Below are 26,245 nucleotides of genomic sequence, written 5' to 3' on the forward strand. Positions count from 1 at the left end.
CAAGAATCTAGCCCGTTCCGATTTAATCGGAACGGAAAAGGCTCTAGAGTTACAGGACAGAGGTTACGCATGGCCACCAAAGCCAACGTCCAGCGGGCGGATGCTCCGCTCGCGGAGCAGATCACGGAATCGCCGTTCTACATTCCCATGACCGGCCAGGCGGCACGGCCGCGCCGCACCCTCAAGCATGACGATACGTTCATCGTCCTCGACAGCCATGGCGACATCGGTGCTTCGGCCGGTGGGCCCGATGGACTGTTCAATGCCGATACCCGCTATCTGGCGCGGCTCGAGCTCTTGCTGAACCAGACTCAGCCATTGCTGCTCGGCTCCAACCTGCGCGACGACAATTCCGCACTGACGATCGACCTCACCAATCCCGACATCTATGACGGCGACCGGATCGTCCTGCAGAAGGATCTGATCCACATCGTGCGCACCATCTTCCTGTGGCGCGGCACCGCCTATCAGCGGATCGCCGTCCAGAACCATGGCGACCGGGCGGCACACATTGATCTGACCTTCCTGTTCGACAATGATTTCGCCGATCTGTTCGAGGTGCGCGGCGCCAGGCGCCCGCGCCGCGGCACCGGCACCAGCGAGCTGCTCAGCCCCGCCGATGTCAGGTTCGAATATCACGGCCTCGACGGCGAGGCGCGAACGACCAATCTGCATTTCGACCCGCGCCCGACCCTGCTGGCGGTGAACAGCGGCAGCTATCATTTCGTGCTCGAGCCGCAACAGCTTACGTCGGTGTTCGTTGCGGTGACCTGCAACTATGCCGCGGAGCACCGGCCGGCGCCGTTCATGCGTGGCCTGCTCGCACATCGCCGCGAAATGCGCCGTTCCACCGCGGGCACCGCCAGCGTCGAAACCTCGAACAGCATCTTCAATGAGGTGTTGTGCCAGTCGATGGCCGATCTCAACATGCTGATGACCGACACCCCGCATGGCCGCTATCCCTATGCCGGCATTCCCTGGTATTCGACTACGTTCGGCCGCGACGGCCTGATATCAGCGCTGCAGATGCTGTGGATCGACCCGCGCGTGGCCTGCGGCGTGCTCAAACGGCTCGCTGCCTATCAAGCCAAGGCCGTCGATGCCCTGAACGACGCCGAACCCGGCAAGATCCTGCATGAAATGCGCGGCGGCGAAATGGCGGCGCTACGCGAAGTGCCGTTCGCGCAATATTATGGCAGCGTCGATTCCACGCCGCTGTTCGTGCTGCTGGCGGGATTCTATTTCGAGCGCACCGGTGACGAGGACACGCTGCGCGAGCTGTGGCCCGCGATCGAGGCCGCGCTGGCCTGGATCGACGGTCCCGGCGACCCTGATCGTGACGGCTTTGTCGAATATCGGCGCGCCTCCGAACAGGGCCTCGCCAACCAGGGCTGGAAGGATTCCTTCGACGCAATCTTTCATGCCGATGGCCAGTTGGCCGAGGGCCACATCGCCCTGTGCGAGGTTCAGGGTTACGTCTTCGCCGGCAAACGGCTGGCAGCGCGTTGCGCGCGCCAGCTTGGCTTTGCCGAGAAGGCGCGCAGGCTCGACGAGGAGGCAACCCAACTTGCCGCGCGCTTTGAGGAGGCGTTCTGGTGTCCTGACATGGGCACCTACGCGCTCGCGCTCGATGGCGCCAAGCGGCCGTGCAAGGTGCGGACATCCAATGCCGGCCAGCTTCTATTCACGGGCATCATTGGCGAGGACCGTGCGCGCATGGTCGCCGCCGACCTGATGCGGCCGCGCTTCTTCACCGGCTGGGGCATTCGCACCGTGGCATCAGGCGAGTCCCGCTACAACCCGATGTCCTACCACAACGGCTCGATCTGGCCGCACGACAACGCGCTGATCGCGCTGGGCCTTGCCCGCTACGGCCTGAAACATTCCGTCGAACATCTGTTCAAGGGGTTGTTCGGCGCGGCGAGTTACATGGATCTCAGGCGGTTGCCGGAATTGTTCTGCGGCTTCCACCGCGAGCGGCGGTTTGGCCCGACGCTCTATCCCGTGGCGTGCTCGCCGCAGGCATGGGCGAGCGCGACGCCGTTCACGCTGCTGGAAGCTTCGCTCGGCCTGGAATTCGATGCGCGGGCCGGCGAAATCCGCCTGCGTAATCCGCGTCTGCCGGAATTCCTGAACGAGGTCGTGCTGCGTGACTTGCGGCTTGGCGATTGCAGCGTGGATCTTCGCCTGCGCCGTCACGGCGACGATGTATCGCTCGAAATGATGCGGACGCGCGGCCGCGTTCAGGTCTCGATCGTGTTGTCGCGCTGACGGCGATCGTACTCGGGGAAATGGTGACGAAACCGGCTGCGGCCGGTTCGTCACCTCTGCGCAACAGCGAAGAGCTTCAGGAGACCGCATGCGTTCAGGGCAAAAGATCACGGCAGCCGTTCTGGTGTGGAGCGCGATATCCCTCGGCGCATTGGCGGTCGCGCAGGAGCCAGACAAGGGCCCGCCGGCCCCCGCCGCACCAAGTCCGGCGGCAAAGGCCTCGCCGGATGCGCCGAAAGAACCGGTGCCCCCGCCTTCCGTCACGGTCATCCGCGCGGCGGACGCACGCGGGATTCTCGGACGCGATGTCCGCAGCACGGCTGGCGAGAACATGGGGCGCATCGTCGACGTGATCGTCGATCGCTCCGGAACCGTGCGCGCCGCGGTGATCGATTTCGGCGGCTTTCTCGGCGTCGGCAGCCGAAAGATCGTCGTCGACTGGAACGCACTCCACTTCGGACAAGTTACCAACAAGAAGGAAAGCATGACGCTCGAATTGACGTTGGAACAGGTCAAGGCCGCGCCCGAATACAAGGAAGATACGCCGATCGTGGTGCTCGGCGCCACCGGCAGTCTGCAACCCCTGCAATTCGACCACTGACGGAGGAGGAGAATTCCACTGTCCGCGCGCCCGAACCCATATCCCAAAGATATTGCCAAGGATTTTGCCGATGAGACGCGGGGCGCGCCGTCCGTCGATGAACGCGGCGACACGTCACCGCCGCCGCCGGCATCGCCTGAGCCCCACCCTTCGGCGCAAAGCCAGCGCGGCCTCGACTGGTTCATCTTCTTTCTCGCCGACGTCCAGACCGGCTTTGGTCCGTTCGTCGCGGTCTATCTGACGACGCAGAAATGGACCCAGGTCGAGATCGGGCTGGTGCTGTCGATCGGCGGCATTGTCGGGTTGATCGGCCAGATGCCGGGCGGCGCCATCATCGACGCCGCCCGGAGAGAACGGCTGGTCGCCGGTTTCGCGGTCGCAGCGATTGGAGTCGCAGCGCTGGCCTATGCGGCATGGCCGATCTTTCCCGTCATCGCAGCGGCGGCGACATTGCACGCCATGGCGAGTTGCGTGCTCGGCCCGGCGATCGCCGCGATCAGTCTCGGATTGGTCGGACCGTCCGCGATCGGCGAACGGCTCGGGCGCAATGCCCGGTTCGCGTCGATTGGCAACGGCGTCGCCGCGGCGCTGATGGGGGCCTGCGGCTATTTCATCTCCAGCCGCTCGGTGTTTCTCGCCACCTTTGTTCTGGTGATCTTCACCATCATAGCGCTATCCCGGATCAGGGATCGCGAAATCGATCCGGAGCAGGCCCATGGCGCGATCGTCCGCGCCAAGCCGGATCCCGAAGCCACCAGCGTGCTGCATCTGTTGCGCCAGCGCCCGCTCCTGATCTTTGCCGGTGCCGTGATGTTGCTGCAGCTCGCCAACGCCGCGATGCTGCCCTTGATGGCCGGCATCGTGACGACGCGTTCGACCCAGTGGGCGCCGGTGCTGATCGCGGCGTGCATCATCCTGCCGCAAGCGATCGTGGCGCTGACCTCGCCATCGGTCGGCCGTAAGGCGCAACAATGGGGCCGCCGGCCGCTGCTGCTGATCGGCTTCACCGCGCTCGCCATCCGCGGCGTGCTGTTCGCAACCGTCACCGATCCCTATCTGCTGGTCGCCGTGCAATTCTTTGACGGCGTTACCGCCGCGGTGTTTGGCGTTCTCATCCCGTTGACTGTCGCCGACATCGCCTTCGGCAGCGGCCATTTCAACCTCGCCCAGGGCGTGGTGGGGACGGCGGTCGGCATCGGCGCTTCCTGCAGCAATATCCTGGCAGGCTATGTCAGCGACCATTTCGGACATAGCGTAGCCTTCCTCGGCCTGTCCGCCATTGCCTGCGTCGGGCTTTGTCTGATTGCGTTTGTGATGCCGGAAACGAAGCCGCCCCGTCATGCCCGGGCATAGCCGTCTGAAGGACGGCGTCGCTTACGCTCGCCTACGCCCCGGGCATCCACGACTTACTTCCTTTGCGCGAGACAAGACGTAGATGGCCGGGACTACAAGCCCGGCCATGACGAACACTAACATTCGCGCTCGCGCGGACTTACGACGATAATTCCACCGTCTTGAATTCCGCCGGCAAAATCACTTCCAGCAATTCGACGTCGTCAGAATAGTCCAGGATCAGATGCCTGATGCGCGGCGGCTGGGTCCAGCAGCCGCCCTGTTTCATCAAGGTCTCGCCCTGGCCTTCCATGTAGGTCTTCACCCACCCCTTGAGCACATAGACCATCTGGAATTCGACGTCGTGATAATGCAGTTTTGAAACTTCCTCCGGATTGCAGGGTCCGATCAGCCGGATCACATGCGCTTGCGCGAGGCCATGGGTCGCCGCGGCAATGCCGAGATCGCGGTACTGCGCATAGGTGCGCAGGCCGTCGGCCTTAAAATCCTCATCCCGATGATGGCTGATGGCGATGCGCTGTTTCGGCCGCGCCTTCGGCTTTGCTACGGCCTTGGCCGTTGGCTTGGCTGCCGCCTTCGATTTGGCTGTGGCGACGCGGCCTTTTGATGCGATGGTCTTGCGGGCTGAAGATTTGGCTGCCGTACCGAGGCCCGTCCATTTCTTCTTCACCGCGGTTTTGGCTGCGGCTTTCGATGTCGCTTTTTGCTTGGCCATTGGCGCCCTCCCGTTTGTTTGATGGCGGGAGGCTAACACAAATTGAAATTCGTAGGGTGGGTTAGGCGAAGCCGTAACCCACCGCCGTCGTGGCGACGAAGATGGTGGGTTTCGCTACGCTCTACCCACCCTACGAATCCTGTCCGCTCAATGCAGCCTGAAAACGCCGTCCACAGCGCGAAGTTCTGCCGGCTTGATCAGCTTGGAATGCGCGACCGTGACCGAATACAGCGGGCCGTCGAGCTTTTCCTGCCAGAAGGCCAGAAAATCTTTCAGCGCCGGAAATTTCGGAAACAGATCATAATTCTGCCAGACGTAGGTTTGCAGCAGCGAGGGATGATCCGGCAGCCGATAGAGAATTTCCGCCGTCGTCAGCCCATAACCCAGCACCTGCTTCCGGAAATCGTCGGAAACAACCCCAACCCGCGAGACCATGCCAACCTCCATCGGTGGAAGCGCATTTCACGTGGTGGCCACACCGAGCCACCCCGGCGGAGATGCGCTCACATGAGAGAAATGTGACGCACGATACCCACCCATCACAAGCCTAAATGTTTAATGAACTGTTGAAAAATCACGCGTTAGCAGCAGCTTACCGCACGTGCTAATACGGGCTCGGCAGGCCGTTTACCTCGATTAATCATGATGAATGAAATTGGCAGCCGTCATATTTGAGTGCCAATTTTTCTGCTAGAAGCCCTTGTCCCCCGAACAAGACTGGCTTAAATCAGCCGCAGCCGAGCTAGCACTCGCCTGCTCGGACTGCCAAAATCCCAGAATTCGACAACAGTTGCAAAAACTTAGGAGGACTGCATGAAATTCCGTCCGCTTCACGACCGCGTCGTGGTCAAGCGCATCGACGCCGAAGAGAAGACTGCTGGCGGCATCATCATTCCGGACAGTGCCAAGGAAAAGCCCTCCCAGGGCGAAATCACCGCCGTCGGCCCCGGTGGCCGTGACGAAGCTGGCAAGCTGATCCCGATCGACCTCAAGGTCGGCGACCGCGTCCTGTTCGGCAAGTGGTCCGGCACCGAGGTCAAACTCGATGGCCAGGAACTGCTGATCATGAAGGAAAGCGACATCATGGGCGTCCTCACCGACGTTCCCGCGACCAAGAAGAAGGCCGCCTAAGCCAAACCCGCACACGCTCACCCCTGAGGAGCGCCTGCGAGGCGCTCCGCGACAAGGGTGAGACACCAAGTTCAACTCAGGGAAATCAAATATGTCAGCTAAAGAAGTCAAATTCGGCGTTGATGCCCGCGACCGCATGCTGCGCGGCGTCGACATTCTCGCCAATGCCGTGAAGGTCACGCTCGGCCCGAAGGGCCGCAACGTCGTGCTCGACAAGTCGTTCGGCGCTCCCCGCATCACCAAGGACGGCGTTACCGTCGCCAAGGAAATCGAACTCGAAGACAAGTTCGAGAACATGGGCGCGCAGATGGTGCGCGAAGTCGCCTCCAAGTCCGCAGATGCTGCCGGCGACGGCACCACCACCGCAACCGTGCTCGCGGCTGCGATCGTCCGTGAAGGTGCCAAGTCGGTTGCTGCCGGCATGAACCCGATGGACCTGAAGCGCGGTATCGACCTGGCTGTGGAAGCCGTGGTCGCCGACCTCGTCAAGAACTCCAAGAAGGTCACCTCGAACGAGGAAATCGCCCAGGTCGGCACCATCTCCGCCAATGGCGACGCCGAAATCGGCAAGTTCCTCGCCGACGCCATGAAGAAGGTCGGCAACGAGGGCGTCATCACGGTTGAAGAAGCCAAGTCGCTCGAGACCGAACTCGACGTCGTCGAAGGCATGCAGTTCGACCGCGGCTATATCTCACCCTACTTCGTCACCAACGCCGACAAGATGCGCGTTGAAATGGACGACGCCTACATCCTGATCAACGAGAAGAAGCTCTCCTCGCTGAACGAGCTGCTGCCGCTGCTCGAAGCCGTGGTGCAGACCGGCAAGCCGCTGGTCATCGTCGCGGAAGACGTCGAAGGCGAAGCTCTCGCCACCCTCGTCGTCAACCGTCTGCGTGGCGGCCTCAAGGTCGCTGCCGTCAAGGCTCCGGGCTTCGGCGATCGCCGCAAGGCCATGCTGCAGGACATCGCGGTTCTGACCGGTGGTCAGGCGATCTCGGAAGATCTCGGCATCAAGCTCGAGAACGTCACGCTGCAGATGCTCGGTCGCGCCAAGAAGGTGATGATCGACAAGGAAAACACCACCATCGTCAACGGCGCCGGCAAGAAGGCCGACATCGAGGCGCGCGTTCAGCAGATCAAGGCGCAGATCGAGGAAACCACCTCGGACTACGACCGTGAGAAGCTGCAGGAGCGTCTGGCCAAGCTCGCAGGCGGCGTCGCGGTGATCCGCGTCGGCGGCGCGACCGAAGTCGAAGTCAAGGAGCGCAAGGATCGCGTGGATGACGCGATGCATGCGACCCGTGCGGCGGTTGAAGAAGGCATCGTGCCGGGCGGCGGCGTCGCCCTGCTGCGTGCCTCCGAGCAGCTCAAGCGCATCAAGACCGCGAACGACGACCAGAAGACCGGCGTCGAGATCGTGCGCAAGGCGCTGTCCGCGCCGGCCCGCCAGATCGCGATCAACGCTGGTGAAGACGGCTCGGTCATCGTCGGCAAGATCCTCGAGAAGGACCAGTACAACTACGGCTTCGACTCGCAGACCGGCGAATACGGCAACCTGGTCTCCAAGGGCATCATCGACCCGACCAAGGTGGTTCGTGCGGCGATCCAGAACGCAGCGTCGGTTGCGGCTCTCCTGATCACCACCGAAGCCATGATCGCCGAACTGCCGAAGAAAAACGCGGGCGGCGGCGGCGGTATGCCCCCCGGCGGCGGCGGCATGGGTGGCATGGACTTCTAAGTCCAGCCATCCAGGCGAACGTCAAAGAATGCAAAACCCCGGCAGCGATGCCGGGGTTTTTGTTTGTTGGGGTTTTCGAAGGCCAGCAATCCCTCTCCGGGACGCGCCGCTTGGCGCTGGCCGCAGATGCGCAATTGCGTATCGGGGAATCCATACGCGCGATCGAGGTTATGACGGAGGATAATTTGTGGTCGCTTATCGTTCAACACGAACCCGCGGCCAGTTCATCCGCTCGCCCCGCCACCGCCCCGAAACGTCCCGTCAATACGGCTTCGCCCACGCATCGGCGGCGGCGATGATCTTGCCGAACAGTCGGCCGAGCTCGCGCCGCTCCGCAGGATCGAGCGTTTCCAGCATGGCTTTTTCGCGCTCGATAAAGCTGCCTATGATCGCGGTGTAGATGCGCTGTCCGGACTCGCTGAGATGCAGCACCCGCGCGCGGCTGTCGGCGAGGTCGGTCTTGCGCGTGATCAGCCCTTTCTTCTGCAGCAGTTTTACGGCCCCCGCGATGCTGGTCTTGGGCCGGCCGGTGACGACGCTGATCTGCTGGGCGTTCAGCCGCGGTTGCCGGGTCAGGCAAAACAGAACGATCCATTCGGAGCGCGTCAATCTGAACGACTTCTCCATCATCGCCACCAGCGGGCCGACATAAAAATTGGCGATGTAGTTCATCCGGTACGCCAGCGGGATCGGATTGTCCTTCAGGATCGCGTCGAGCAGCAAGCCGTGAATCACGCGCTCTCCGGGCTGCCAACCGACATTCAACTCTTCCGCCTTGCCGGACTTGCGCTTCGCCGCCGCCTTGATCGCCATCGCACCACTCAATCCATCGTCAGATAGGTGTTTATCGCCCGGTATAGGCTCATGTGATTTTTCTCGATACAGAGGAAGTGCGAGCCATCGGGTATTTCCAGCGAGGATTTCGCGGCCGATCCGATCGCCGCTTCCAGCCGCTGCATATCCGACGCCGTCGAGGTGGTGTCGCATGCGCCCCGCACCAGCAGGACCGGCGCCTCGATCGTTCCGGGATCGTACAGCGGCCGGCCATTGAACACCTCGACCAGATCCGCAAATGCGCCGTTCGGGCAACGAAACGCCCGCGGATGATGCGACCCGGCGAGGACATCCGTGCTCGCCGCCGCCTCGAACAACGCTTCCACCACGCCATCCGCGCGAACGTCGGCCGGATCGCCCGGCGCATCGCTGTTCCAGCGCGCCACCACGTCGGCCATGGTGATGAGCCGATAGGCGCCAAAATGACCGGCCAGTTTGCTGCTGTCGGCGGCGTCACCGATGCGGTCCAGCCACAGCGCGTTTTTCTCCGCAAACAGCGGCGCGTACAGCACCAGCCGGCGGACATCGGCCGCGTGCTGGCTCGCGTACCAGCCGGCGACGATGCTGCCCCACGAAAACCCGACCACGTCGATCGACAGAACCTTTCGGCGCCGCCCGATTTCCGATACGGCCGTACCGACGTCTGCGACCGCATGCCGCGCGCGGGAGAACGGCGGATGCGCCGCCATTGGTGCATTCATCACGCCGGTCTCTATCGATACGCCATATCCCCTGGCATCGATGGCATAGACAAAGCGACCCCGCGCAAGCTCCTGCATCAGCGAGTAGCCCGCCAAAGGCAGATCGAACAGCGCCGATCCGAAGGTCGCGCCATGCACCAGCAGCACCGGCGGAAGGATCGCCGGCCCAACGGGTTGCATCTCCCACAAGCCAAGCGCCGTCTCGCCGTCCTTGGCTGCGATCCGTAACAATCGTTTTGTCGTCATCGGCTTACCGCACATGCGAGAATCTGAATCATCCGACTGTCAGGCTATTCCAAGGTATATAGTGCGTCATCGTACTAAATAGTCCAAAATCGCTCTATAAAGTGAAGCCAGCGCCGGTTGGCGCCGCATTAAGCGGGCTTCAAAACAGGGGGAGATGCAACCATGCGCAACATCGCACTCGCACTCTTGATGGCGGCGGGCACCGCCCTCGCCGCGCCTGCACCCGGCTTGGCACGCGACACGGCGACGGCTTCATCCCGCGCAGGATTCGATACCGCGAAGCTGAAGGCCATCACCGGATGGCTGCAGGCCGATGTCGACAAGGGCCGAACGCCGGGCGCGGTGGTCCTGATCGCCCGCGACGGCCAGGTGCTGCTTCACGAGGCCGTGGGATGGCAGGACAAGGACAAGAAGGTCCCGATGGCGCGCAATTCCATTCATGCGATCGCCTCATCGACCAAACTGATCACCACCGTGGCGGCGCTTCGCCTGTTCGAGCAGAACAAATTGCAGATCATGGCGCCGATCGCACTCTACCTTCCCGAACTGAAAGACCTCAAGATTTCGGTCGAGAAGAAAGACGCCAGCGGCAATGCGACGTCCGAGCTCACCGCGCCAACGCGCCAGCCGACGGTTCACGATCTGATGACCCACCGCGCCGGATTCACCTACTTCTTCTTCCCGCCCAATCCGCTCCGCGCCAAATACCGAGAGCTCGGCATCGATCGCGTCGACAACATGTCCGCCGACGAAATGCTGAAGAAGCTCGCGACGCTGCCGCTGGCGTTTTCACCGGGCACCTCTTTCGAATATTCGATCGCGACCGACCTGCTCGGCCATATCATCGAGCGCGTCACCAAGAAACCTCTCGACGTCGCTCTGAAGGAGCTGGTGCTGGATCCGCTCAAGATGGGTGACACGACGTTTCACGTCCAGGGAAATGCGCTTGCGCGCTATGCGCGACCCTTGCCGACGGACCCTGACATGTGGGTGTTCGAATGGCTCGATGTGACGCGGGCGCCCAAGCGGTTCTCCGGCGGCGCGGGAATGGCATCCACCGCCGCTGATTACTTCCGGCTGCTGCAACTTCTCGCCAACGGCGGAGCGCTCGACGGCACCCGCCTGCTATCGCCGATGACCGTTCGATGGGCGCTAGCCGACCAGATCGGAACGATGCGCGGCGTGGCGCATCCTGGCGACGGTTATTCCTGGAGCCTGGTCAATCCGGTCCGGGTCAGCGTCGGCGGCGCGCCGTTCCAGGGCAATGTCGGCGATCTGTTCTGGGGCGGCATCACGGGACCGCGCTACTTCATCGACACCAAGGAGAATCTCGTCGGCATCGTCTTCGTCCAGGGGCCGTCGATCCGCGCCGCCTATCATGCCGAACTGAGAGCAATGGTTTACGGCGCGATGATTGCGAGCAAGAACGAGAAGTAACGCGCCCGCTATTTCCGCGGACGCCGACCCTGCACCGAGATGAAGGGCCGCCCGTAGGCGACCCTTCCTGTTACGCGCTTTCCGCCGGCTTCAGGCGAACCAGCTTGTTGAGCAGGGCATCGAAGCCCTGCCCGTCGCCGGCGTGAAGGTCGATGCGGCCGACCTTCTCCACCAGCCGCTCGAGGGACTCCAGTTCCTTGAGCCGCAGCAGCAGCGGGTTCTCTTCCATCAGCTTGGCGGTGTTCAGAAGCGAGCGCGTCGCCGCGGTCTCTTCCTGCCGGCGGATCAAATTGGCCTTCGCCACTCGCTCCGCCTCCACCACCTTGTTCACCAGCTCGCGGATCTCGCCGGGCAGGATCACATCCTTGACGCCGAGCTCCGTCACCTCGACACCGCTGTCCGCGATACGCCCGCGGACATAGTCCCGAAGCTCCGCATCGAGAGCTGCCTTTGCGGACAGCACCTCGTCGAGCGTGCGGCCGGCAACCGCCTCGCGGATCGCGAACTGCACCAGCCGGTACAGCCACGCATCCACGTCAGGCACCACGGCGACGACCCGCTCGGGATCGACGATCCGGCGGAACGCCGTCAAGGTCACCCGCAGCGCGATGCGGTCCTTGGTCAGCATCTCCTGCGCGGTGATCTCGACCGCCTGGGGACGCAGATCGAGGCGCTTGACCTCGACCTTGCGGCCGACGATCCAGAACGCGTGCCGGCCGGGCGCGAGCCGCTCCACCAGCCGGCCCTCGACATAGAGCAGACCGGCTTCGTGGTTCTCGACCACCGCTTCCGTCACGACCACCGAACGGTTGCGATCGATCATCGCCAGATGACGCACCGTCACCCTGGGATCGCTGGTCACGTCGATGCGCTCGACATCGATCGTGGTCGCGACCTTCCAGTAGACGCGCGCCTGCCAGGGCGTCATCAGCTGCATCGGACGGCCGTCGAGGTTGACGATGGCGACTTCATCCGCCCTGGTCTCGACCGCCTCGAACAGCTCGGCCGCCAGATCAGGCCGTGCAGCCTTCAGCACCAGGTAACGCTCCACCGGAAATTCGGCGCGAACCACCTTGAACACTTCGGCCGCCAATTCGTTGCGCGGATCGAACAGCCGATGCCGGCCGGGTCCGAGCACGCGCTCGAGCCTGCCGCTCCGCGTCAGCAACGCGCGCTCACCATCCTTCACCGTCACATGCGTCATCAGGAAATGCCAGTTCATGGCACGCCTCCATCATTGGCCTTCCAGCCAGAGGTCGGAAGACTGGTTTCGTTTTGAAGGAACGGAGGACCGAACGGCGCTTCCTGTAAGTCCGGCGGACCGTGGTTTGAGCTTGCATGACGACAGGCGCACGCGCGCAATCGCCCGACAATGTCGGGCGTTTTGAGCGGTGTTCCCGGCGTCAGCGCAAGCGGTATCCACCGCGGCGCAGAGCCGTTCGTACAGTGTCTAGGTTCGGACGAAGAGCCTTGCGGCAATGCGGCCGGACTGCGACTGAAGCGCGCGTCCGGTCCCCTTCAATGGGAAATTCAGTTTTTTAGACTGAACCGGAGCGTTGGAACGGGATTCGAACCCGCGTCACGATGATTCATAGTCATCTGCTCTACCACTGAGCTATCCTTCGGTTGCGCAAGAGATCGGAATCGAACCGACGCCTTCGGGTTTCACCCCGACGCTCTCCATGAGCTACACCTCGCGTCTTCATTCGGCGGAACACGAAACCGGACACCGGCTCGCGCCAGTCGGGATCTCAGAGAGCCCGAACCCATGGCCTAGCGAAGGAGCGGGCTAATAAACGAAACATCTTTCAGTTGCAAGCGTGTTTTTCAAATTCGGCAAGTGCTGTGACTTCCCGTCACAGCCATTTAACGAACCAATGTGCCCATTCGTCGCAATTCGATGACGTGATGCCGTCCGCTATCGGTCGCCTGTCCGCGCCGCGACGCTGACGCACTCGCGCCGATGATGCTGCCTTCCATCCCGGAAGCCTACCCACGTCGTGCCGCGCCTCGTCGATGCGCGCGACGGCTGGCGATGTGACCTTCGCGACGAGAGGGTTGACGCTAAACGTGGCCGCACCAGCGTTGGATGATCGCGTCGGCTAAATCAAAGGAGAACTGTGATGACTGGAAATGCAATCAATGCGAAGAGCGTGCGCGAGTTGTCCGCCGAGGCGCTCGATGCGGTGGCTGGCGGCTGGCTCCCGCTCCCCTTGCGCGCCTTCACCCAAATCAAAGCAGGAACGGGTGAACCGGGTGGTCAGAACGATCCGGCCCAAATGTTTCAACAGATCATGCAGCAACTCACTCAGGGCTAAATCAAAGGAGAACTGTGATGACCTGTTGGCGCGGGACCGTCGAACGATGGCGGTCGTCCGCAATCGCAAGCAGACTTTGTGCGGGGACCACGTGACGGTGATGTTTGAAGATAATTGCACTCGCGCATTTCCGGTTTAATTTTCTGTACGATCAGTACACAAAGGCGGTGCGCGATGTGGCGCCTGTTATCCGGAAACAATGATCTTCATGGGGTGGAACGCCCGGAGCCCGTACGAGGTTAGATAGAATGCGCACCATCGCGGCGGCGCTGATCGGCGGCCTTGGATTGGAGGCGGCACATGAAAATCATCGTGGACGAAGACGGAGAAATCATCGCCAAAACAACGGATGACCATATTCTGATCGGCGGCCACCACCGCCTCGCGGTGGCAGCCAGCCTCGGTCGAAAACTGTTCTGGCGAGATACCGGCGAACCTGTAAAGCTTGACCTGTTCTTCAAGCATCATGGAACTCTTCGACATACAGCCTGAGGAGGCTGCACATCGCAGGGATGAGCCTCTGTTACGTTGTGGCCCGGATGACAAGGGGCGCAGAAAGCCCCGCGCAAACGGGGCCTCCGCTCGCTTCTTTCAGACGGACTGCGTTATTTCGACATGTCCTGTGCAAATCTGACCGCCCCGTACCCGGCGAAAAAGCCGGTGCTGAACGCCGCCGCACCCACCAATATGAAGATAAAGCCGCCATTGACCTCATCGAGTTCCGCATCAGTCACGGTATCCGACGCAGCGATTTCGATTGCATCCATAGTTACGCCTCCTACCTTGGGTTGGTTGATACCGATGCACCAGTGCCTCGGCGATCGGAACGATGACTGATCGGCGGCGGTCGCACTGTTACGAAGATCACATTCTTCGGTGGCCTAAGGCCGAACCCGGTGACCCATACGCCGCGGCCGATCGGTTAGGATCGCTCGCGCTAGATACCTTCTGCAACAATGATTGCTACGCGTATGAGTCCCTGCGTTCGCAGGGACGACGAGCGGCGTCACTGAACCCTGGCCAGCACCGCAAGGCGCCGGATGCCCTGGTTCCGGTACGCGTTCAGGAACGCGTAATAGTCCTTGAAGGAAACGCAGCCATTGGAATCGCCGCGGCTGCCGAGCATGTAGGTATGCGCCAGGAGGCCGTCACGGTTGAAGATCTTGTCCTGCCCGCCGATCGGCGTCAGCCGCAGCGCCGGCACGCCGTGGAACAGCGCCTCGCGCGGCTTCAGGTCATAGATATGCGGCGGCGTCACGCCCTGCATCCGCACATGCGCATAGCGCACATCGTCCATCTTGGCGCCGAGGCCTGAATGCGCTTCGAGTTTGGTGCCGTCGGGCAGATAGACCATCTTCGCCGAAATGTCGTAGACCGCGGTCTGCTTGTCGTAAGGCGGCGATCCGCCCAGCATCGGGTTTTGCGCGCGGGTATCGGGTAGGCTTCCGGTGACGCTGGCGTCGGCGGAAGCGTAGGACAACAGCCCGCCATGCGAGGGCTGCTTGCCCCACAATTTCTCGACCATGCTCGGCTTGTCGTTGGACGCAATCGACATCACCGCCGCCTTGGCGCGCTGCGCCATGTCGCGGACGGAAGCCCCGGATTCCTTCGCGGCGGGTTTGGCTTCAGCCTGCTTGGGCGCCGGGGCCGGAACGTTCAACGCGACCTGGGTCGGTGCCTGCGAAGCGGCTTCCTTCGGCTTCGGCGCTTCGCCAGGTTTTGGCGCTTCAGTCTTCTTCACACCGACCGGCAGCGAGACCTCCGCCACTTGCGTGGCTTCGATCGCCCTGGATGCTTCCCCTTGCGGCGCCGAGGCTGCAAACCTTTCGTTAAACATAATCGAAGGAGCGACGGTCACGGGCGCGGAAATTTTCGGGGCCGGCTGGGGCAGCGACGCGAACACTTCGTTGAAGGCGGGCCGCGCCGGACGCGACGCGACAATCGAGGAGCTCTTGACGACCGGCGGATCGAACGCCGCGCTGTTGACCGAGGGATAGATGCCGGCTGCGAAAATATTGCTGTAGACGGTCCAGGCGCAGCCCAGCACCACGGCTGCGATCGCGACGCCGCCGAGGAAATGCTGAGGAATGACTTTCCGGGAAGATTTCTTGCGGTTGTGGGCCGCAAGGCCAAACGCACCGGTACTCGTACTCATTCGCCTTGCGTCCACAACAACTCTACTAAGTCCCCGCTTGATGCCGCGCCCGAAAAGTTCCCGGGCAGCATCTCGCAAAGACACGGAGCGTCATTAAGGCGAGTTTTAGTTAAATGCAGATTAAACGCGGGCAGATGTAAGGCATGCGCAAATCATTGGAAGTTATGCGCAAATCAGCCCGTAAACATGCGGGGTTGCCCTGCGATCGGGACATCCGGCCGTTGGCCGGCTGTCCCATTTTGGCAATCAATCCTTGAACGGATCGAATTCGTTCTCGCCCGCCATGACGACGGCGAACGGACGCAGCCTGTGCTGCACCTTGATCGAGCCGGCATGCTCGGCAAGCACCTCCGGCAACCTTCGATAGGCCATCGGGCTTTCGTCGAGATCGGCGCCGATCAACGTCACGCCGCGCGACTGCAGCCACGCATCCATCTCGACGCGCGTAAACCTCCGTTTGGCCTCCCTGCGACCGAACCTCCGGCCCGCGCCGTGAACCGTCGAGTAGAGCGACGCTTTCGCTTCGGGGCTATCGACGCCTTCGACGATGACGGCGTCATCTCCCATCGATCCGCCGATGAAGCCGCGCTGTCCCGGAAAGGCCGGCGTCGCGCCCTTGCGCACAACCCACAAATCCTTACCCGCGTGATTTTCGCGCCAGGCATAATTGTGATGGTTGTGGACCATGTCGGTGATGTTACCGCCGATGATCTTTCGCACGCGCTCAATCACCCACTCCCGGCCGGCATAGGAATAACGCCCGGCCAGTTGCATGGCCGCGATGTAGCGTCGCCCGATCTCGCTGTCCTCGTCGATGACAGCCGGCGGCACATTCATGCCATCCTTGCCGCCCGCAGCCTTGAGGTAGCGGGTGGCACTGGTGTGGCCGAGACCGCGGCTGCCGAAGTGAACGCCGATCCAGACAAGGCCGGCTTCGTCGCGCATCAAGTCGACATAGTGGTTGCCCGATCCGACGGTGCCGAGCTGCGACACGGCCTTCTGCCGATACGCGCCCATGTCGGATTCTCTCCAGGCATCGCCGTCGTCGAACAGTTCGTGCTCGACGCGCTCCTCATTGGTCCGCCCGACGCCAAAGGAAATCGCCCTGTGCACGTCCTTGATGATCGTGCCGACATTGCTTTCGATCCGGCTGAACGGCGTATCGAGACGCACCGCCATGTTGCCGCAGCCGATGTCGAAGCCGACGCCGGAGATGCTGATCTGCTTCTCATAGGCGATCACGCCGCCGACCGGCTGGGCATATCCCAGATGACCGTCCGCGCAGATCACGCCGGCCACGGCGTTGCCGACCGCCATGCAGTTGCGCATCTGCGCGATCGTGGCGTCCTCGTGCTGGCCGAAGATCTTGAGTGGGCTGTTCTGGTATTGCGCAGGCTGCACCGTGAGCTGTTCCTTGCGCGCAGCGTCGCGGAACGTGCACCAGACCGGGATCGGCCGCTGACCGGGACGATCGATCTTCGCATCGGGGTCGAGCCCGGCTTCGACCGCCAGGGCCCTTGCACGCTCCTGATAGGGATCGAGCCGCATTACATCTTCCTCTTCCACGATTACCGAGACGTCGCCGGCAATGTCTTACACCGAGCATAGGTCGTCGCACTAAAACCCGCTTAGGTTCATGCACAGCGGGGCTTTCGCCGGACACAGCCTGCCGTCAGCGTGGCGCTCATTCATCCGATCGGTCGTCGGATTATTGCCGGCGCAGCCACGTCGGCAAAACGCTGTTTTCCAGCGCCAGTTCCGGCGGCGGGGAGCGATCGAATACCCCGCCTTTCGGCCCCTCCAGCAGATCGAGCGCATACGTCTCGACCACAAGCGGGCCGCGCTTGCGCTTGACCTCACCGACCTTCTCGACGCGGGCAAATTCGTCCTTCAACGGATGATCGCCGGGCAAGGCCTCGCGAACATACAGCTGTTTGTCGCCGAGCTGGGCCGCCGTCGGCTCGGGCATGTTGACCCAGCGGATGCGCTGGCTTTGCTGAGCAACGCAAGTGCCCTTCGGCAGATAGAACGCAAGCCAGCCGGTGGTGCCGTAATCCGGCGCGAGCACGCAGGATGCGCCCGCGCGCGCCCGCACCGCTTCGATCTCGCCTGCGATTTCGCGCCAGCCGACGCCGACGCTGCGCACGGTGGCGTCGCGGCGATAACCCGAGAGCGCGCCGGTGTTGGCCTGCACGATCAGGATCGCAAACATCACGATGCCGGTTGGCGCCGCCCAGCGCAGGCAGAAATTGACGGTGCGCTGCTCGCGCTTTTCCCATGGCACCAGATGGGCTGCATACGCCGCCGCGACCACAAACGCCGGGTAGACCGGTGCGAACCAGTTCGCCTCGACGCGGGCGTGCAGCGAATGCCAGACGAAATAGACGACGATGGTCCAGAACATGGTGCTGACCAGCACGCGCGCCGGCAGCGCACCGGCGCGACGCTGAAACAAAGCATAGAGACCCATCGCGCCGAGAATCCATACCAGCGGCGTTGCGAACGCGATCTGCGTCGGGATCAGTTCGGCGATGAAGGCCGGCCTGAAATCCTCGATCCGGGCCCGGCCCATCTGCTTGATGAAAGACACCCAATGATGGTCGGCGTTCCACAGAATGACCGGCGAAAACAACAAGAGCGCGACGAGGCCGCCGAGATAAGGCCATGGCGAAATCAGCCAGCGCCGCAGTTTCGGAACCACCACCAGCCAGATCAGGATCGCGGGGCCGAAGAACAGCGCGGTGTATTTCGACAACAGCGCAGCGCCCGTGGCGAGACCTACCGCCAGCCACCACGCACCGCGTCCGGTCTCGAGCACCTTGGACAGCGAAAACAGCACGAAGCTCGACGCTACCAGGAGCGGCGCATCCGGCGTGACGATCATGGTGCCGACCGCGGCCATCAGCGTGACGTTGAGCAGGATCGCCGACGTCGTCGCCACCCGCCTGCCGCCGAACAACACGGCCGCGGTCTGGTACACCGCCCAGCTCATCGGCAGCGCCAGCAGGATAGAGACCAGACGGACGCCGAGTTCGGTGTCACCCGCAATCATGGTGCCGAGGCGGATCACGAATGCCACCATAGGCGGATGGTCGTAATAGCCGCCGGCCAGATTCTTCGACCACATCCAGTAATAGGCTTCGTCGAAGGTGATGGGCGTGTAGGCGGCGGCTACCAGCCGTACCGCGACCAGCGCCAGGATCGTCAGAACCGTGTTGAGGACGAGCCGCGCCTCGTTCGGATTCATTTTGGAGCCCCACCGGTCCTGTTTGAATCAGGACCGGGCTCCAGTTCATCGTTTCGACGCGTTTTCTTCACGCGAACCGGGTATCCACTTCGCTTGAAAACGCCGTCGATCATCGCTTGCGCCAGACGAACAGTCCGGACATCGCGTAATTCCAGACCACGCCCATCAGCGCGCCCGCCGCTCCCGCCAGCCACCAGATCGGCTCCTGGTCGTAGACCGAGAACGCGACGCCGACATTGGCGAACAGGCCGACGCTGCAGACGAGGTAAAACAGCAGCAGGCCGCGCAGGATGGCAAAACCCTTCAGGCGTTGATCGCGATAGGTGAGAAAATTGTTCAGGATGAAATTGCTGGTCATCGCCACCAGTGCGCCGACGGCCTGCGACTCCGGGAATGGCATGTTGAAGAGTTGGTTCGCGATGAACAGCGCCGCGAGATGCACGATGAGGCCGATCGAGCCGACCATCGCAAACAACAGAAAGCGCAGCGAGACCACGTCGTGAGTGAACTTGGCCAGCACCAGACCCAGGAAATCCAACGCCACCATCGAATCGAGCTTGCTCTCGCCGTGCTGGCGCGAGCCGAAGGTAAAGGGAACCTCGACCGTGCGCAGCTTGCCTTGCGCGGTCGCGACGATATCGAGCAGGATCTTGAAGCCCTGGATTGAAAGCTGCGGCGCCAGTTGCTCGAAGCGGTCGCGGCGGATCATGAAGAAGCCGCTCATGGGATCGGCGATCTCGACCTTGAGCACGCGTCTTGCAACTTCGGTCGCGAGCGCGCTGATGCCGGCGCGTCCCTTGTTGAAACTGTCGGCGCTGCCGCCCTCGACATAGCGGCTGCCGACCACGAGTTCGGCCTCGCCACGTTGCAAGAGGCCCACCATCTTCGGCAGCTGGGTCTCGTCGTGCTGCAGATCGGCGTCGATGACAGCCGCATAGGGCGCGCTGGCGGCGAGAATGCCCTCGATGCACGCCCCGGACAGGCCGCGCCGCCCGATCCGGCGGATGCAGCGGACGCGGGGATCCTTCTGCGCCAGGCTGCGCACCACTTCCCAGGTGCCGTCAGGGGAATTGTCGTCGACGAACACGACTTCCCAGGGGATGTCCTTGAGGGTCGCGTCCAGCCGCCGGTAGAGGACGGTGACGTTGTCGCGTTCGTTAAAGGTAGGGACGACGACCGAAAGCTGAGGCAAACCCGCGGCCTGCGGCGGGTTTTCGGGGCCCGGTTTGATGGCTTGATTCATGGGGCCAGCGTATATCCGCAGCCGCTGGGGATGCCAAGGCGCCGCCAGGACTACCAATGGCGCCGCCAGCGCTACGAAAGACGCCGCCAGCAATCGAAGCCGCCGCTAAGATTACCAAAGCAGGGGCGCGGGAACGGGTTTCAGGTGGGGAAACTGGGCCAAAAAGGCCCCCAAAATGCCAACGACCACGAACAGAGGGCGCGCGTACATCCGGCGCAGCCAAACTATTCATGGTCGTCCCGGCGCCGGAGCTGCTTAAGCATCGACGTCGCCGTTAGGAGCAAGATAGGGATGCCAGGGGCCTTCCGCAAGGGTGGCCTGACCCCTACCCTGCGTCGACTAATTCGGCACTTCCCGGATCACCGGTCCCCGTGGTGCGGGCGCCGCGGGCGCCATCTGGGACGGTTGCTGGACAGCGGCCGGCTTCGGCGCCGGCTTGCCAAACTGCCCGATCGGCCCATAGGCGATCGCGACCACCAGCACGATCGAGGCGACAATGGCACCCAAGATACCGGCTATCGACTCAGAATTCATACCCGACAATCCCCCGTCTGATCGGGAATCAATATCACGGAAGGCCGGAATGGTCGAACAGGCTGGCGAAAACCGAGTTGGCTACTTCGACGCGGCTTTGCGCCTTGCGAACGCCGTCACGATGTCCTTCTGGGCGAAGGCGATGGCATCGTTGGCCGTCGTCAGGTTCGCGCCCGCATCCTTGTCCGGGGACTGGATCCCGAGAAAGCCCACCAGCGCCACCCGGAAATTCTGCCGCTCCGACGCACAGGCAGCCGCGATCAACGCGCCAAAATCCTGTTCCGGCATGTTCCTGTTGCTCTCGCGCGGATATTCGCGGGCCAGGCAGTTCCAATAGGCGTCACGCCCCGAAACCGCCAATTTGCGCGCGTCACCGACCTCGTCGGCGAGAACTGGGAAAGTGGTCATCACGACCAATGCGGCGATCAGGATGCGCATCCTTTTCTCCATTCTTGTTTTGCGTAGCCCGACCCGCGATCGAGACAAGAGTGCACAGCACGGTTTAAGCGAGTTGGCCAATCACGATTGATTGGGCTGGTCTGGAGTACGCGCTGCCGGAGAAGGCCCCGGGTCCGCGATCAACGCCGCATCTCAGGAGCTTGTGCTGTGGCGCGCGCTTCGCTTTGACGCCGGCCCGGCCCCGCGCATGTAATGCCGCTCCGGCCGATAGCGGCCGGACCAGTTTCGCATCATCCTGCGGGCGAATGTCGATAGCCATCGGAAGATTGCCATCGGAAGCTCCTTCTCGTTCCGCGTTCCGAAATTCAGGCGCCGAGCTGGCCGGTCAACCGCTCGTGGAACGAGGAGCTGCGCTGGTCGAGCCCAACGAACGTGACTGACGCGCCATGGTCGCGGTATTTGGTTTCAATCGAATCCAGCGCCGCGACGCTCGAAGCGTCCCAGATCTGGGAATGGGTGAGATCGATCAGGACGCGCTTGGGATCCGCGCCGTAGGAGAAGCGCTCGACGAGGTCGTTGCTGCTGCCGAAGAACAGCGGCCCATGGACGTGATAGCGAACCGAAAGGCCGTCTTCGCTGAGCGTGCGGTCCGCACGGATGACATGGGCGACCCGGCGCGCGAACAACACCATCGCCAGCAACACCCCGACGGCGATCCCGATCGCGAGATTGCTGGTGGCAACCGTGACGGCAACGGTCAGGACCATCACCAGCGTTTCCGGGATCGGCATGCGCCTCAGCGTCGCCGGCGTGATGCTGTGCCAATCGATGGTCTTGAGGGCTGCGATCATCATGACGGCGGCGAGCGCCACCATCGGAATTTGCGCCATCAGGTCGCTCAGCGCGGTCACCAGCACCAGCAGCACGATTGCGGCGACCACCGTCGATATCCTGGTGCGGCCCTGCCCGATCTTCACGTTGACGACGGTCTGGGCGATCATCGCGCATCCGCCGATGCCGCCATAGAATGCGGCCGCGATATTGGCGACGCCGAGCGCCCAGGACTCCTTGCCCTTGTGCGAGCGGGTATCGGTCAGGTCGTCGACCAGCTTCGCCGTCAGCAGCGTCTCCAACAGGCCGACAAAGGCGACGCTGAGCGCGGTCGGCCAGATGATGCTGAGCGTTTGAAGGTTGAGCGGGACGATGAACGCAGTAAAGCCAGGAAGCCCCGGCGCCATGGCGCCCTCGCCACCGACATTGGGCACGGTCAGATGCCCCACCATCACGATCGCGGTCACGACGATGATCGCGACCAGCGGCGCCGGCACGGCCGTCGTGAAACGGGGCATGATGAGGACAACCGCGATCGTCAGCGCGAACAGCGGATAGACCAGCCACGGTACGTTGAAAATGTGGGGCACCTGCGCCGCAAAGATCAGAATGCCGAGCGCATTCACAAAACCGATCATCACCGAACGCGGAACGAAGCGCATCACCCGCGCCAGTCCGGCGAGTCCGAAGACGATCTGGATGACACCGGCAAAAAGGATGGTCGGCAGGATGTAGCCGACGCCATGCACCTTCACCATCGGCCCGATCACCAGCGCGATCGAGCCCGCCGCCGCGGTGACCATCGCAGGCCGGCCACCGAGCGCCGACATCACCAGGCACAGCACGATGGAGGAGACCAGCGCCACCTTGGGGTCGACGCCCGAGACAAAGGAGAACGAGATCACCTCCGGAATCAGCGCCAGCGCGGTGACTATGCCGGCCAGGGACTCGCGGACGAAAAGGTTGGGCGCACGCAGCACCGCGCCGATCGATGGCGAGTCTTCAAACTGGAGTTGCGCGTTGGTCGTGGTGCTGGCGACTTGCATGGGAAACTTTCGAAAGATGTCTGGAGGTGCTCCGGCCCGCGCCGGTTGTGAAAGGGATACTCGTCAGGCGCCCGGTGGTTGACGCACGACGCAGCGGAAGCCGATATGACAGGTGGAGGAATCGACGGTTTCGCCCTGGCGCGCCGACGGCCGGTAGCGCAGGCAATAATTCGGCGCGCACAGATGCGAACCGCCCTTCACCACGCGGCGCACGGATTTGTCGTCGCCGGGCTTCGGATGACAGCACGATTGCTGTTGCTGCTCCTGCGCGGCGCCATAGGGGCTCGACGTCCATTCCCAGGTGTTGCCGACCATGTCGAACAGGCCGTAGCCGTTGGCCGGGAACGCATCGACCGGCGATGTGCCCTCGTAGCCGTCATCGGCCGAATTCTGGTAAGGAAAATGGCCCTGCCAGGTATTGGCCATGAACTGCCCGTCCGGATTGGAGGCGTCGCCCCAGGGATAGGCCTTGCCTTCCAGACCACCGCGCGCCGCAAACTCCCACTCTGCTTCAGTCGGAAGCTCCTTGCCGGCCCACGCCGCGTAAGCGAGCGCGTCCTCATAAGCCACATGCACGACAGGATGATTTTCGCATCCTGCGATCGAACTCTCCGACCCCTGCGGATGCCGCCAGTCGGCGCCGGGTCTGTATTCCCACCAGGCGAGATTGTTGCGCAGGTTGACCGGACGATCGGGCTTCTTGAACACCAGTGAGCCCGGCACCAGCATTTCCGGATCGGCGTCGGGATACATCGAAGGGTTCGGCGGGCGCTCGGAATAGGTGACGTATCCGGTCGCCTCAACGAATTTATGAAACTCGGCGTTGGTGACGGGATAGGTGTCGATCCAGAAGCCGTCGACGGAGGCGGAACGCACCGGGCGTTCTTCCCGATAGAAGCTGTTGGAGCCCATCAGGAAAGAGCCGCCCGGGATCCAGATCATGGAATCGCGGTTGATTGTGCCGGGCGTTACGCCCGTGTTTGGTTGGCCCGGGAGCGAGCAACAGCCCGCTCCCCGGCGATTGCCGGCTGCACCCTGTACGACATCAGCCGCTATCGTCGGTGCAGACATCGTCCTCAAGCCTTCTGGCGCTGCTTCGGCACGAAATCGAGTGCCGCGCCCGGCGGAATCAGCTCCTCCTTCTTGGCGCTCTCCTCGAAGTCGCGGATGATGCGCTGGGCGTGCTGCATCACCCACCAGCGAACGTAGCGCTGGTTGACGGCGTCACGCTCCTTCGGGTCTTCCTTCAGATGCGTGATGCGGGCAAAGCCAAGCGCCAGTTCCGGATCATGGAAATGTTGCTGCCGCTTGAAGTTGATCTTGAAGTCCTTCCACTTCACGGCATGCAGTTCGTCCTTGAGCCAGACGATGCAGGACTCGCGGTTGGACGTTTCCTTCTTGCCGAGGAAAAACTCGCTCTGGTCGACGCCGTCGATCAGGCGATCCTTGGGTGCCTCGCAGCCGGTCATGGACAGCAGCGTCGTGAACATGTCGGTGACATGAACCATCTCGTTGCTCTCGGTGCCCGGTTTGATGTGGTTCGGCCAGCGGATCAACAGCGGCGTACGAATGCCGCCTTCCGCCGAGCTGAAGTACGAGCCGTCGAAGAAGCCGCCGGTGCCGCGTCCGGCAAGATGGTCCTCGGCGCCGTTGTCACCGCACATCACGACGATGGTGTTGTCGCGAACGCCGAGTTCGTCGAGCTTGTCGAGCAGCACGCCGAAATCATGGTCCAGCATCAGCAGGCAATCGCCCCAGTCGCCGTTGGTGCTCTTGCCGACGAATTCGTCGCGCGGGCTCATCGGGAAGTGCATCAGCGAGTGGTTGAAGTAGCAGTAGAACGGCTTGTCCGCCTTGACGGACTTTTCCATGAACTTGATGGCCCGTTTCTGGTACTCGAGGTCGCAGGTCTTTTTGGTCTCCATGGTGAGCTGCTCATCGAGCAGCGGCCAGGCACCCTTGCCCTTGACGCCTTCATGCATGTGCGAGAAGCCGTCGCGCTCCGCGACATAATGGGGGTCGGTCAGCCACATGCATTCGTCATAGGTGCGCAAGGGGCCGTACCATTCGTCGAACCCGTGGTCGGTCGGGAAGCGGCCGTCCTCGGCGCCGATGTGCCATTTGCCGTAGATCGAGGTCGCATAGCCGGCATCCGACAGAATGGTGCCGATGGTGCGCTCCCACTTGACGATGCCGCCGCCATTGCCGCCGAGCGCGATGGTGTGGTTGCCCGAACGGATCGGGAAACGGCCGGTCATCAGCGCCGAACGCGTCGGCGTGCACTGCGGCTCGACGACGTAGTGCGTCAGCTTGGCGCCTTCCTTTGCGAACTGATCCATGCGCTTGGTATCGGCGCCGCGCAGAATGCCGCCGCCGTAGCAACCGAGTTCGCCCATGCCCAGATTGTCGACATGGAAAAACAGAATGTTTGGTTTCTTTGCCATTGAATGCTCCGATTTGATGGACGCCAGGCGTGAGTCATCGTTGACGCGCGCGCCTGTTTGCGTCTGTGCTTGATTGCTGTGATCGATTCTTGGGTTCGCGCCTGTCAGGCCGCGACGTTCAAGTTACGTCAGAAGATTTCGCCTACTCCTTTCGGTCCCACTTTCATTCCAAAGCCAGATAGGCCCCGATCCTTGATCTCCGGCGCCATGGCGGCGAGCGACTCTTCGCGGATCAGACCCTTGAGTTCCTGCACCAGGTTCATGAATTCCGGCGTGTCGGTCATCTCCGCCGTGCGCGGACGCGGCAGCGGCACCTTGATGACAGCCTTGATGCGGCCCGGGCGCGCGGTCATGACGTAGATGCGGTCGGAGAGGAAAATCGATTCCTCGATGTCGTGCGTGATGAACAGCACCGAGATGCGGAACTGCTGCCAGATGTTGGTGAGGATCTCCTGCATCACGACCCGCGTCTGCGTGTCCAGCGCGCCGAACGGCTCATCCATCAGCAGGACTTGAGGGCTTGTCGCCAGCGCACGGACGATGCCGATGCGCTGCTTCATGCCGCCGGACAGCTGATCCGGATAATGGTTTTCGAACGAGAGCAGCCCGGCCAGATCGAGCAGCGCCCGCGCCGTGGTGTTGCGCTTGCTTTGCTCGACGCCTGCCATCTTGAGGCCGAACTCGACATTCTTGCGAACCGACAGCCACGGAAACAGCGAGTATTGCTGGAACACGACGCCGCGGTCCGAACCGGGTTTGGTGATCGCCTTGCCGTCGAGCAACGCCTCGCCGCGGGTCGGCTTGACGAAGCCGGCGACGATGCTGAGCAAGGTCGACTTGCCGCAACCGGAAGGTCCGATCAGCGAGACGAACTCGCCCGGCTGCACGTTGAGCGAGACATTATCGACGGCGACGACCTTGTTGTCGTTGGCGCCGAACGTCACGCCCATGTCGCGAACGTCGATGAAGCCCTTGCTGACTTCGGTTTCCGCCATGGTCAT

At 62.5% G+C, this 26,245-nt stretch carries 24 protein-coding genes and 2 tRNA genes; 8 read left to right on the top strand and 18 right to left on the bottom strand.

What is annotated here, in order from left to right; all coding sequences use genetic code 11:
* The first annotated feature begins 69 nt into the window (after window positions 1-69).
* The 3 genes from JQ597_RS19775 (at window position 70) to JQ597_RS19785 (ending at window position 4,225) form a co-directional block, all read left to right on the top strand.
* The gene (locus JQ597_RS19775; RefSeq protein WP_212265892.1) at window positions 70-2,271 is read left to right on the top strand and encodes an amylo-alpha-1,6-glucosidase; all 2,202 of its coding nucleotides are present in this window, start codon (window positions 70-72) and stop codon (window positions 2,269-2,271) included.
* 88 nt (window positions 2,272-2,359) lie between these two features.
* Window positions 2,360-2,872 (top strand): PRC-barrel domain-containing protein, encoded by a 513-nt coding sequence (locus JQ597_RS19780; protein WP_212265893.1) that lies wholly within the window; start codon window positions 2,360-2,362, stop codon window positions 2,870-2,872.
* 51 nt (window positions 2,873-2,923) lie between these two features.
* Entirely contained in the window at window positions 2,924-4,225 is a 1,302-nt protein-coding gene (locus tag JQ597_RS19785) for an MFS transporter (RefSeq protein ID WP_349628859.1), read from the top strand.
* A 139-nt stretch (window positions 4,226-4,364) separates the two neighbouring features.
* On the opposite strand, the gene JQ597_RS19790 is transcribed toward JQ597_RS19785, so the two are convergent.
* Entirely contained in the window at window positions 4,365-4,940 is a 576-nt protein-coding gene (locus JQ597_RS19790; RefSeq protein ID WP_212265894.1) for a cupin domain-containing protein, read from the bottom strand.
* A gap of 147 nt (window positions 4,941-5,087) precedes the next feature.
* Window positions 5,088-5,375, bottom strand: coding sequence for an usg protein (locus JQ597_RS19795; RefSeq protein ID WP_192734078.1), 288 nt, complete (start codon window positions 5,373-5,375; stop codon window positions 5,088-5,090).
* A gap of 378 nt (window positions 5,376-5,753) precedes the next feature.
* Between JQ597_RS19795 and JQ597_RS19800 the strand changes: the two genes are divergently transcribed.
* Both JQ597_RS19800 and groL read left to right on the top strand, forming a co-directional pair.
* A complete protein-coding gene (locus JQ597_RS19800) occupies window positions 5,754-6,071 on the top strand; it encodes a co-chaperone GroES (RefSeq protein WP_027539690.1) in 318 nt (105 codons plus the stop codon).
* Window positions 6,072-6,162: 91 nt separating this feature from the next.
* Complete coding sequence (gene groL, locus JQ597_RS19805; RefSeq protein WP_212265895.1) at window positions 6,163-7,809, top strand: chaperonin GroEL; 1,647 nt, start codon at window positions 6,163-6,165, stop codon at window positions 7,807-7,809.
* Window positions 7,810-8,070: 261 nt separating this feature from the next.
* Here groL and JQ597_RS19810 read toward each other — a convergent pair whose 3' ends face one another.
* Both JQ597_RS19810 and JQ597_RS19815 read right to left on the bottom strand, forming a co-directional pair.
* Entirely contained in the window at window positions 8,071-8,622 is a 552-nt protein-coding gene (locus JQ597_RS19810) for a MarR family winged helix-turn-helix transcriptional regulator (protein WP_212265896.1), read from the bottom strand.
* Window positions 8,623-8,630: 8 nt separating this feature from the next.
* Window positions 8,631-9,590: an alpha/beta fold hydrolase gene (locus JQ597_RS19815; protein ID WP_212265897.1), complete on the bottom strand. Its 960-nt coding sequence runs from the start codon at window positions 9,588-9,590 to the stop codon at window positions 8,631-8,633.
* A gap of 162 nt (window positions 9,591-9,752) precedes the next feature.
* Here JQ597_RS19815 and JQ597_RS19820 point away from each other — a divergent pair, with 162 nt between their 5' ends.
* Window positions 9,753-11,027, top strand: coding sequence for a serine hydrolase domain-containing protein (locus JQ597_RS19820; protein WP_212265898.1), 1,275 nt, complete (start codon window positions 9,753-9,755; stop codon window positions 11,025-11,027).
* Window positions 11,028-11,097: 70 nt separating this feature from the next.
* Here the strand turns inward: JQ597_RS19820 and JQ597_RS19825 are convergent, their stop codons facing one another.
* The 3 genes from JQ597_RS19825 to JQ597_RS19835 form a co-directional block, all read right to left on the bottom strand.
* Window positions 11,098-12,249 (bottom strand): slipin family protein, encoded by a 1,152-nt coding sequence (locus tag JQ597_RS19825; protein ID WP_212265899.1) that lies wholly within the window; start codon window positions 12,247-12,249, stop codon window positions 11,098-11,100.
* Between the two features lie 335 nt (window positions 12,250-12,584).
* Window positions 12,585-12,648: transfer RNA gene (locus tag JQ597_RS19830), tRNA-His, on the bottom strand.
* Between the two features lie 8 nt (window positions 12,649-12,656).
* Window positions 12,657-12,725 (bottom strand) — tRNA-Ser (locus JQ597_RS19835).
* 425 nt (window positions 12,726-13,150) lie between these two features.
* Between JQ597_RS19835 and JQ597_RS19840 the strand changes: the two genes are divergently transcribed.
* Together JQ597_RS19840 and JQ597_RS19845 are read left to right on the top strand one after the other, a co-directional pair.
* On the top strand, window positions 13,151-13,345 hold the full coding sequence (locus JQ597_RS19840; RefSeq protein WP_212265900.1) for a hypothetical protein: 195 nt from the start codon (window positions 13,151-13,153) through the stop codon (window positions 13,343-13,345).
* 300 nt (window positions 13,346-13,645) lie between these two features.
* Entirely contained in the window at window positions 13,646-13,837 is a 192-nt protein-coding gene (locus tag JQ597_RS19845) for a ParB N-terminal domain-containing protein (protein ID WP_212265901.1), read from the top strand.
* A gap of 113 nt (window positions 13,838-13,950) precedes the next feature.
* Here the strand turns inward: JQ597_RS19845 and JQ597_RS19850 are convergent, their stop codons facing one another.
* The 11 genes from JQ597_RS19850 to JQ597_RS19900 all read right to left on the bottom strand — a co-directional run bounded on the left by JQ597_RS19850 (window position 13,951) and on the right by JQ597_RS19900 (window position 26,245).
* Window positions 13,951-14,112 carry a hypothetical protein gene (locus JQ597_RS19850; RefSeq protein ID WP_212265902.1) on the bottom strand — a complete coding sequence of 54 codons (162 nt, stop codon included), beginning with the start codon at window positions 14,110-14,112 and terminating at the stop codon, window positions 13,951-13,953.
* A gap of 239 nt (window positions 14,113-14,351) precedes the next feature.
* A complete protein-coding gene (locus JQ597_RS19855; protein WP_212265903.1) occupies window positions 14,352-15,500 on the bottom strand; it encodes a DUF2778 domain-containing protein in 1,149 nt (382 codons plus the stop codon).
* 246 nt (window positions 15,501-15,746) lie between these two features.
* Complete coding sequence (locus JQ597_RS19860) at window positions 15,747-17,048, bottom strand: RtcB family protein (RefSeq protein WP_212265904.1); 1,302 nt, start codon at window positions 17,046-17,048, stop codon at window positions 15,747-15,749.
* 160 nt (window positions 17,049-17,208) lie between these two features.
* On the bottom strand, window positions 17,209-18,747 hold the full coding sequence (locus tag JQ597_RS19865; RefSeq protein ID WP_212265905.1) for a glycosyltransferase family 39 protein: 1,539 nt from the start codon (window positions 18,745-18,747) through the stop codon (window positions 17,209-17,211).
* Between the two features lie 109 nt (window positions 18,748-18,856).
* Complete coding sequence (locus JQ597_RS19870; RefSeq protein ID WP_212265906.1) at window positions 18,857-19,990, bottom strand: glycosyltransferase; 1,134 nt, start codon at window positions 19,988-19,990, stop codon at window positions 18,857-18,859.
* Window positions 19,991-20,329: 339 nt separating this feature from the next.
* Window positions 20,330-20,524 (bottom strand): hypothetical protein, encoded by a 195-nt coding sequence (locus tag JQ597_RS19875; RefSeq protein WP_192734088.1) that lies wholly within the window; start codon window positions 20,522-20,524, stop codon window positions 20,330-20,332.
* A gap of 81 nt (window positions 20,525-20,605) precedes the next feature.
* Entirely contained in the window at window positions 20,606-20,962 is a 357-nt protein-coding gene (locus JQ597_RS19880) for a hypothetical protein (RefSeq protein WP_212265907.1), read from the bottom strand.
* Window positions 20,963-21,288: 326 nt separating this feature from the next.
* Complete coding sequence (locus tag JQ597_RS19885; protein ID WP_212265908.1) at window positions 21,289-22,800, bottom strand: SulP family inorganic anion transporter; 1,512 nt, start codon at window positions 22,798-22,800, stop codon at window positions 21,289-21,291.
* Between the two features lie 63 nt (window positions 22,801-22,863).
* Window positions 22,864-23,742: a formylglycine-generating enzyme family protein gene (locus JQ597_RS19890; RefSeq protein WP_212265909.1), complete on the bottom strand. Its 879-nt coding sequence runs from the start codon at window positions 23,740-23,742 to the stop codon at window positions 22,864-22,866.
* A 134-nt stretch (window positions 23,743-23,876) separates the two neighbouring features.
* A complete protein-coding gene (locus JQ597_RS19895; RefSeq protein WP_249133195.1) occupies window positions 23,877-25,244 on the bottom strand; it encodes an arylsulfatase in 1,368 nt (455 codons plus the stop codon).
* Between the two features lie 128 nt (window positions 25,245-25,372).
* Window positions 25,373-26,245 carry an ABC transporter ATP-binding protein gene (locus JQ597_RS19900; protein WP_409363275.1) on the bottom strand — a complete coding sequence of 291 codons (873 nt, stop codon included), beginning with the start codon at window positions 26,243-26,245 and terminating at the stop codon, window positions 25,373-25,375.

The organism is Bradyrhizobium sp. AUGA SZCCT0177 (genome assembly GCF_018130125.1).
Taxonomy (GTDB): Bacteria; Pseudomonadota; Alphaproteobacteria; order Rhizobiales; family Xanthobacteraceae; genus Bradyrhizobium.

Excerpts from the sequence above, each read along its gene's own strand:
- JQ597_RS19870 (WP_212265906.1), bottom strand. The coding sequence starts at position 19,990 with ATGAATCAAGCCATCAAACCGGGCCCCGAAAACCCGCCGCAGGCCGCG.
- JQ597_RS19820 (WP_212265898.1), top strand. The coding sequence starts at position 9,753 with ATGCGCAACATCGCACTCGCACTCTTGATGGCGGCGGGCACCGCCCTC.
- JQ597_RS19810 (WP_212265896.1), bottom strand. The coding sequence starts at position 8,622 with ATGGCGATCAAGGCGGCGGCGAAGCGCAAGTCCGGCAAGGCGGAAGAG.
- JQ597_RS19775 (WP_212265892.1), top strand. The coding sequence starts at position 70 with ATGGCCACCAAAGCCAACGTCCAGCGGGCGGATGCTCCGCTCGCGGAG.
- JQ597_RS19865 (WP_212265905.1), bottom strand. The coding sequence starts at position 18,747 with ATGAATCCGAACGAGGCGCGGCTCGTCCTCAACACGGTTCTGACGATC.
- groL (WP_212265895.1), top strand. The coding sequence starts at position 6,163 with ATGTCAGCTAAAGAAGTCAAATTCGGCGTTGATGCCCGCGACCGCATG.
- JQ597_RS19845 (WP_212265901.1), top strand. The coding sequence starts at position 13,646 with ATGAAAATCATCGTGGACGAAGACGGAGAAATCATCGCCAAAACAACG.
- JQ597_RS19795 (WP_192734078.1), bottom strand. The coding sequence starts at position 5,375 with ATGGTCTCGCGGGTTGGGGTTGTTTCCGACGATTTCCGGAAGCAGGTG.
- JQ597_RS19875 (WP_192734088.1), bottom strand. The coding sequence starts at position 20,524 with ATGAATTCTGAGTCGATAGCCGGTATCTTGGGTGCCATTGTCGCCTCG.
- JQ597_RS19860 (WP_212265904.1), bottom strand. The coding sequence starts at position 17,048 with ATGCGGCTCGATCCCTATCAGGAGCGTGCAAGGGCCCTGGCGGTCGAA.
- JQ597_RS19855 (WP_212265903.1), bottom strand. The coding sequence starts at position 15,500 with ATGAGTACGAGTACCGGTGCGTTTGGCCTTGCGGCCCACAACCGCAAG.
- JQ597_RS19895 (WP_249133195.1), bottom strand. The coding sequence starts at position 25,244 with ATGGCAAAGAAACCAAACATTCTGTTTTTCCATGTCGACAATCTGGGC.
- JQ597_RS19880 (WP_212265907.1), bottom strand. The coding sequence starts at position 20,962 with ATGCGCATCCTGATCGCCGCATTGGTCGTGATGACCACTTTCCCAGTT.
- JQ597_RS19815 (WP_212265897.1), bottom strand. The coding sequence starts at position 9,590 with ATGACGACAAAACGATTGTTACGGATCGCAGCCAAGGACGGCGAGACG.
- JQ597_RS19890 (WP_212265909.1), bottom strand. The coding sequence starts at position 23,742 with ATGATCTGGATCCCGGGCGGCTCTTTCCTGATGGGCTCCAACAGCTTC.
- JQ597_RS19850 (WP_212265902.1), bottom strand. The coding sequence starts at position 14,112 with ATGGATGCAATCGAAATCGCTGCGTCGGATACCGTGACTGATGCGGAA.
- JQ597_RS19800 (WP_027539690.1), top strand. The coding sequence starts at position 5,754 with ATGAAATTCCGTCCGCTTCACGACCGCGTCGTGGTCAAGCGCATCGAC.
- JQ597_RS19840 (WP_212265900.1), top strand. The coding sequence starts at position 13,151 with ATGACTGGAAATGCAATCAATGCGAAGAGCGTGCGCGAGTTGTCCGCC.
- JQ597_RS19885 (WP_212265908.1), bottom strand. The coding sequence starts at position 22,800 with ATGCAAGTCGCCAGCACCACGACCAACGCGCAACTCCAGTTTGAAGAC.
- JQ597_RS19790 (WP_212265894.1), bottom strand. The coding sequence starts at position 4,940 with ATGGCCAAGCAAAAAGCGACATCGAAAGCCGCAGCCAAAACCGCGGTG.
- JQ597_RS19900 (WP_409363275.1), bottom strand. The coding sequence starts at position 26,245 with ATGACCATGGCGGAAACCGAAGTCAGCAAGGGCTTCATCGACGTTCGC.
- JQ597_RS19780 (WP_212265893.1), top strand. The coding sequence starts at position 2,360 with ATGCGTTCAGGGCAAAAGATCACGGCAGCCGTTCTGGTGTGGAGCGCG.
- JQ597_RS19825 (WP_212265899.1), bottom strand. The coding sequence starts at position 12,249 with ATGAACTGGCATTTCCTGATGACGCATGTGACGGTGAAGGATGGTGAG.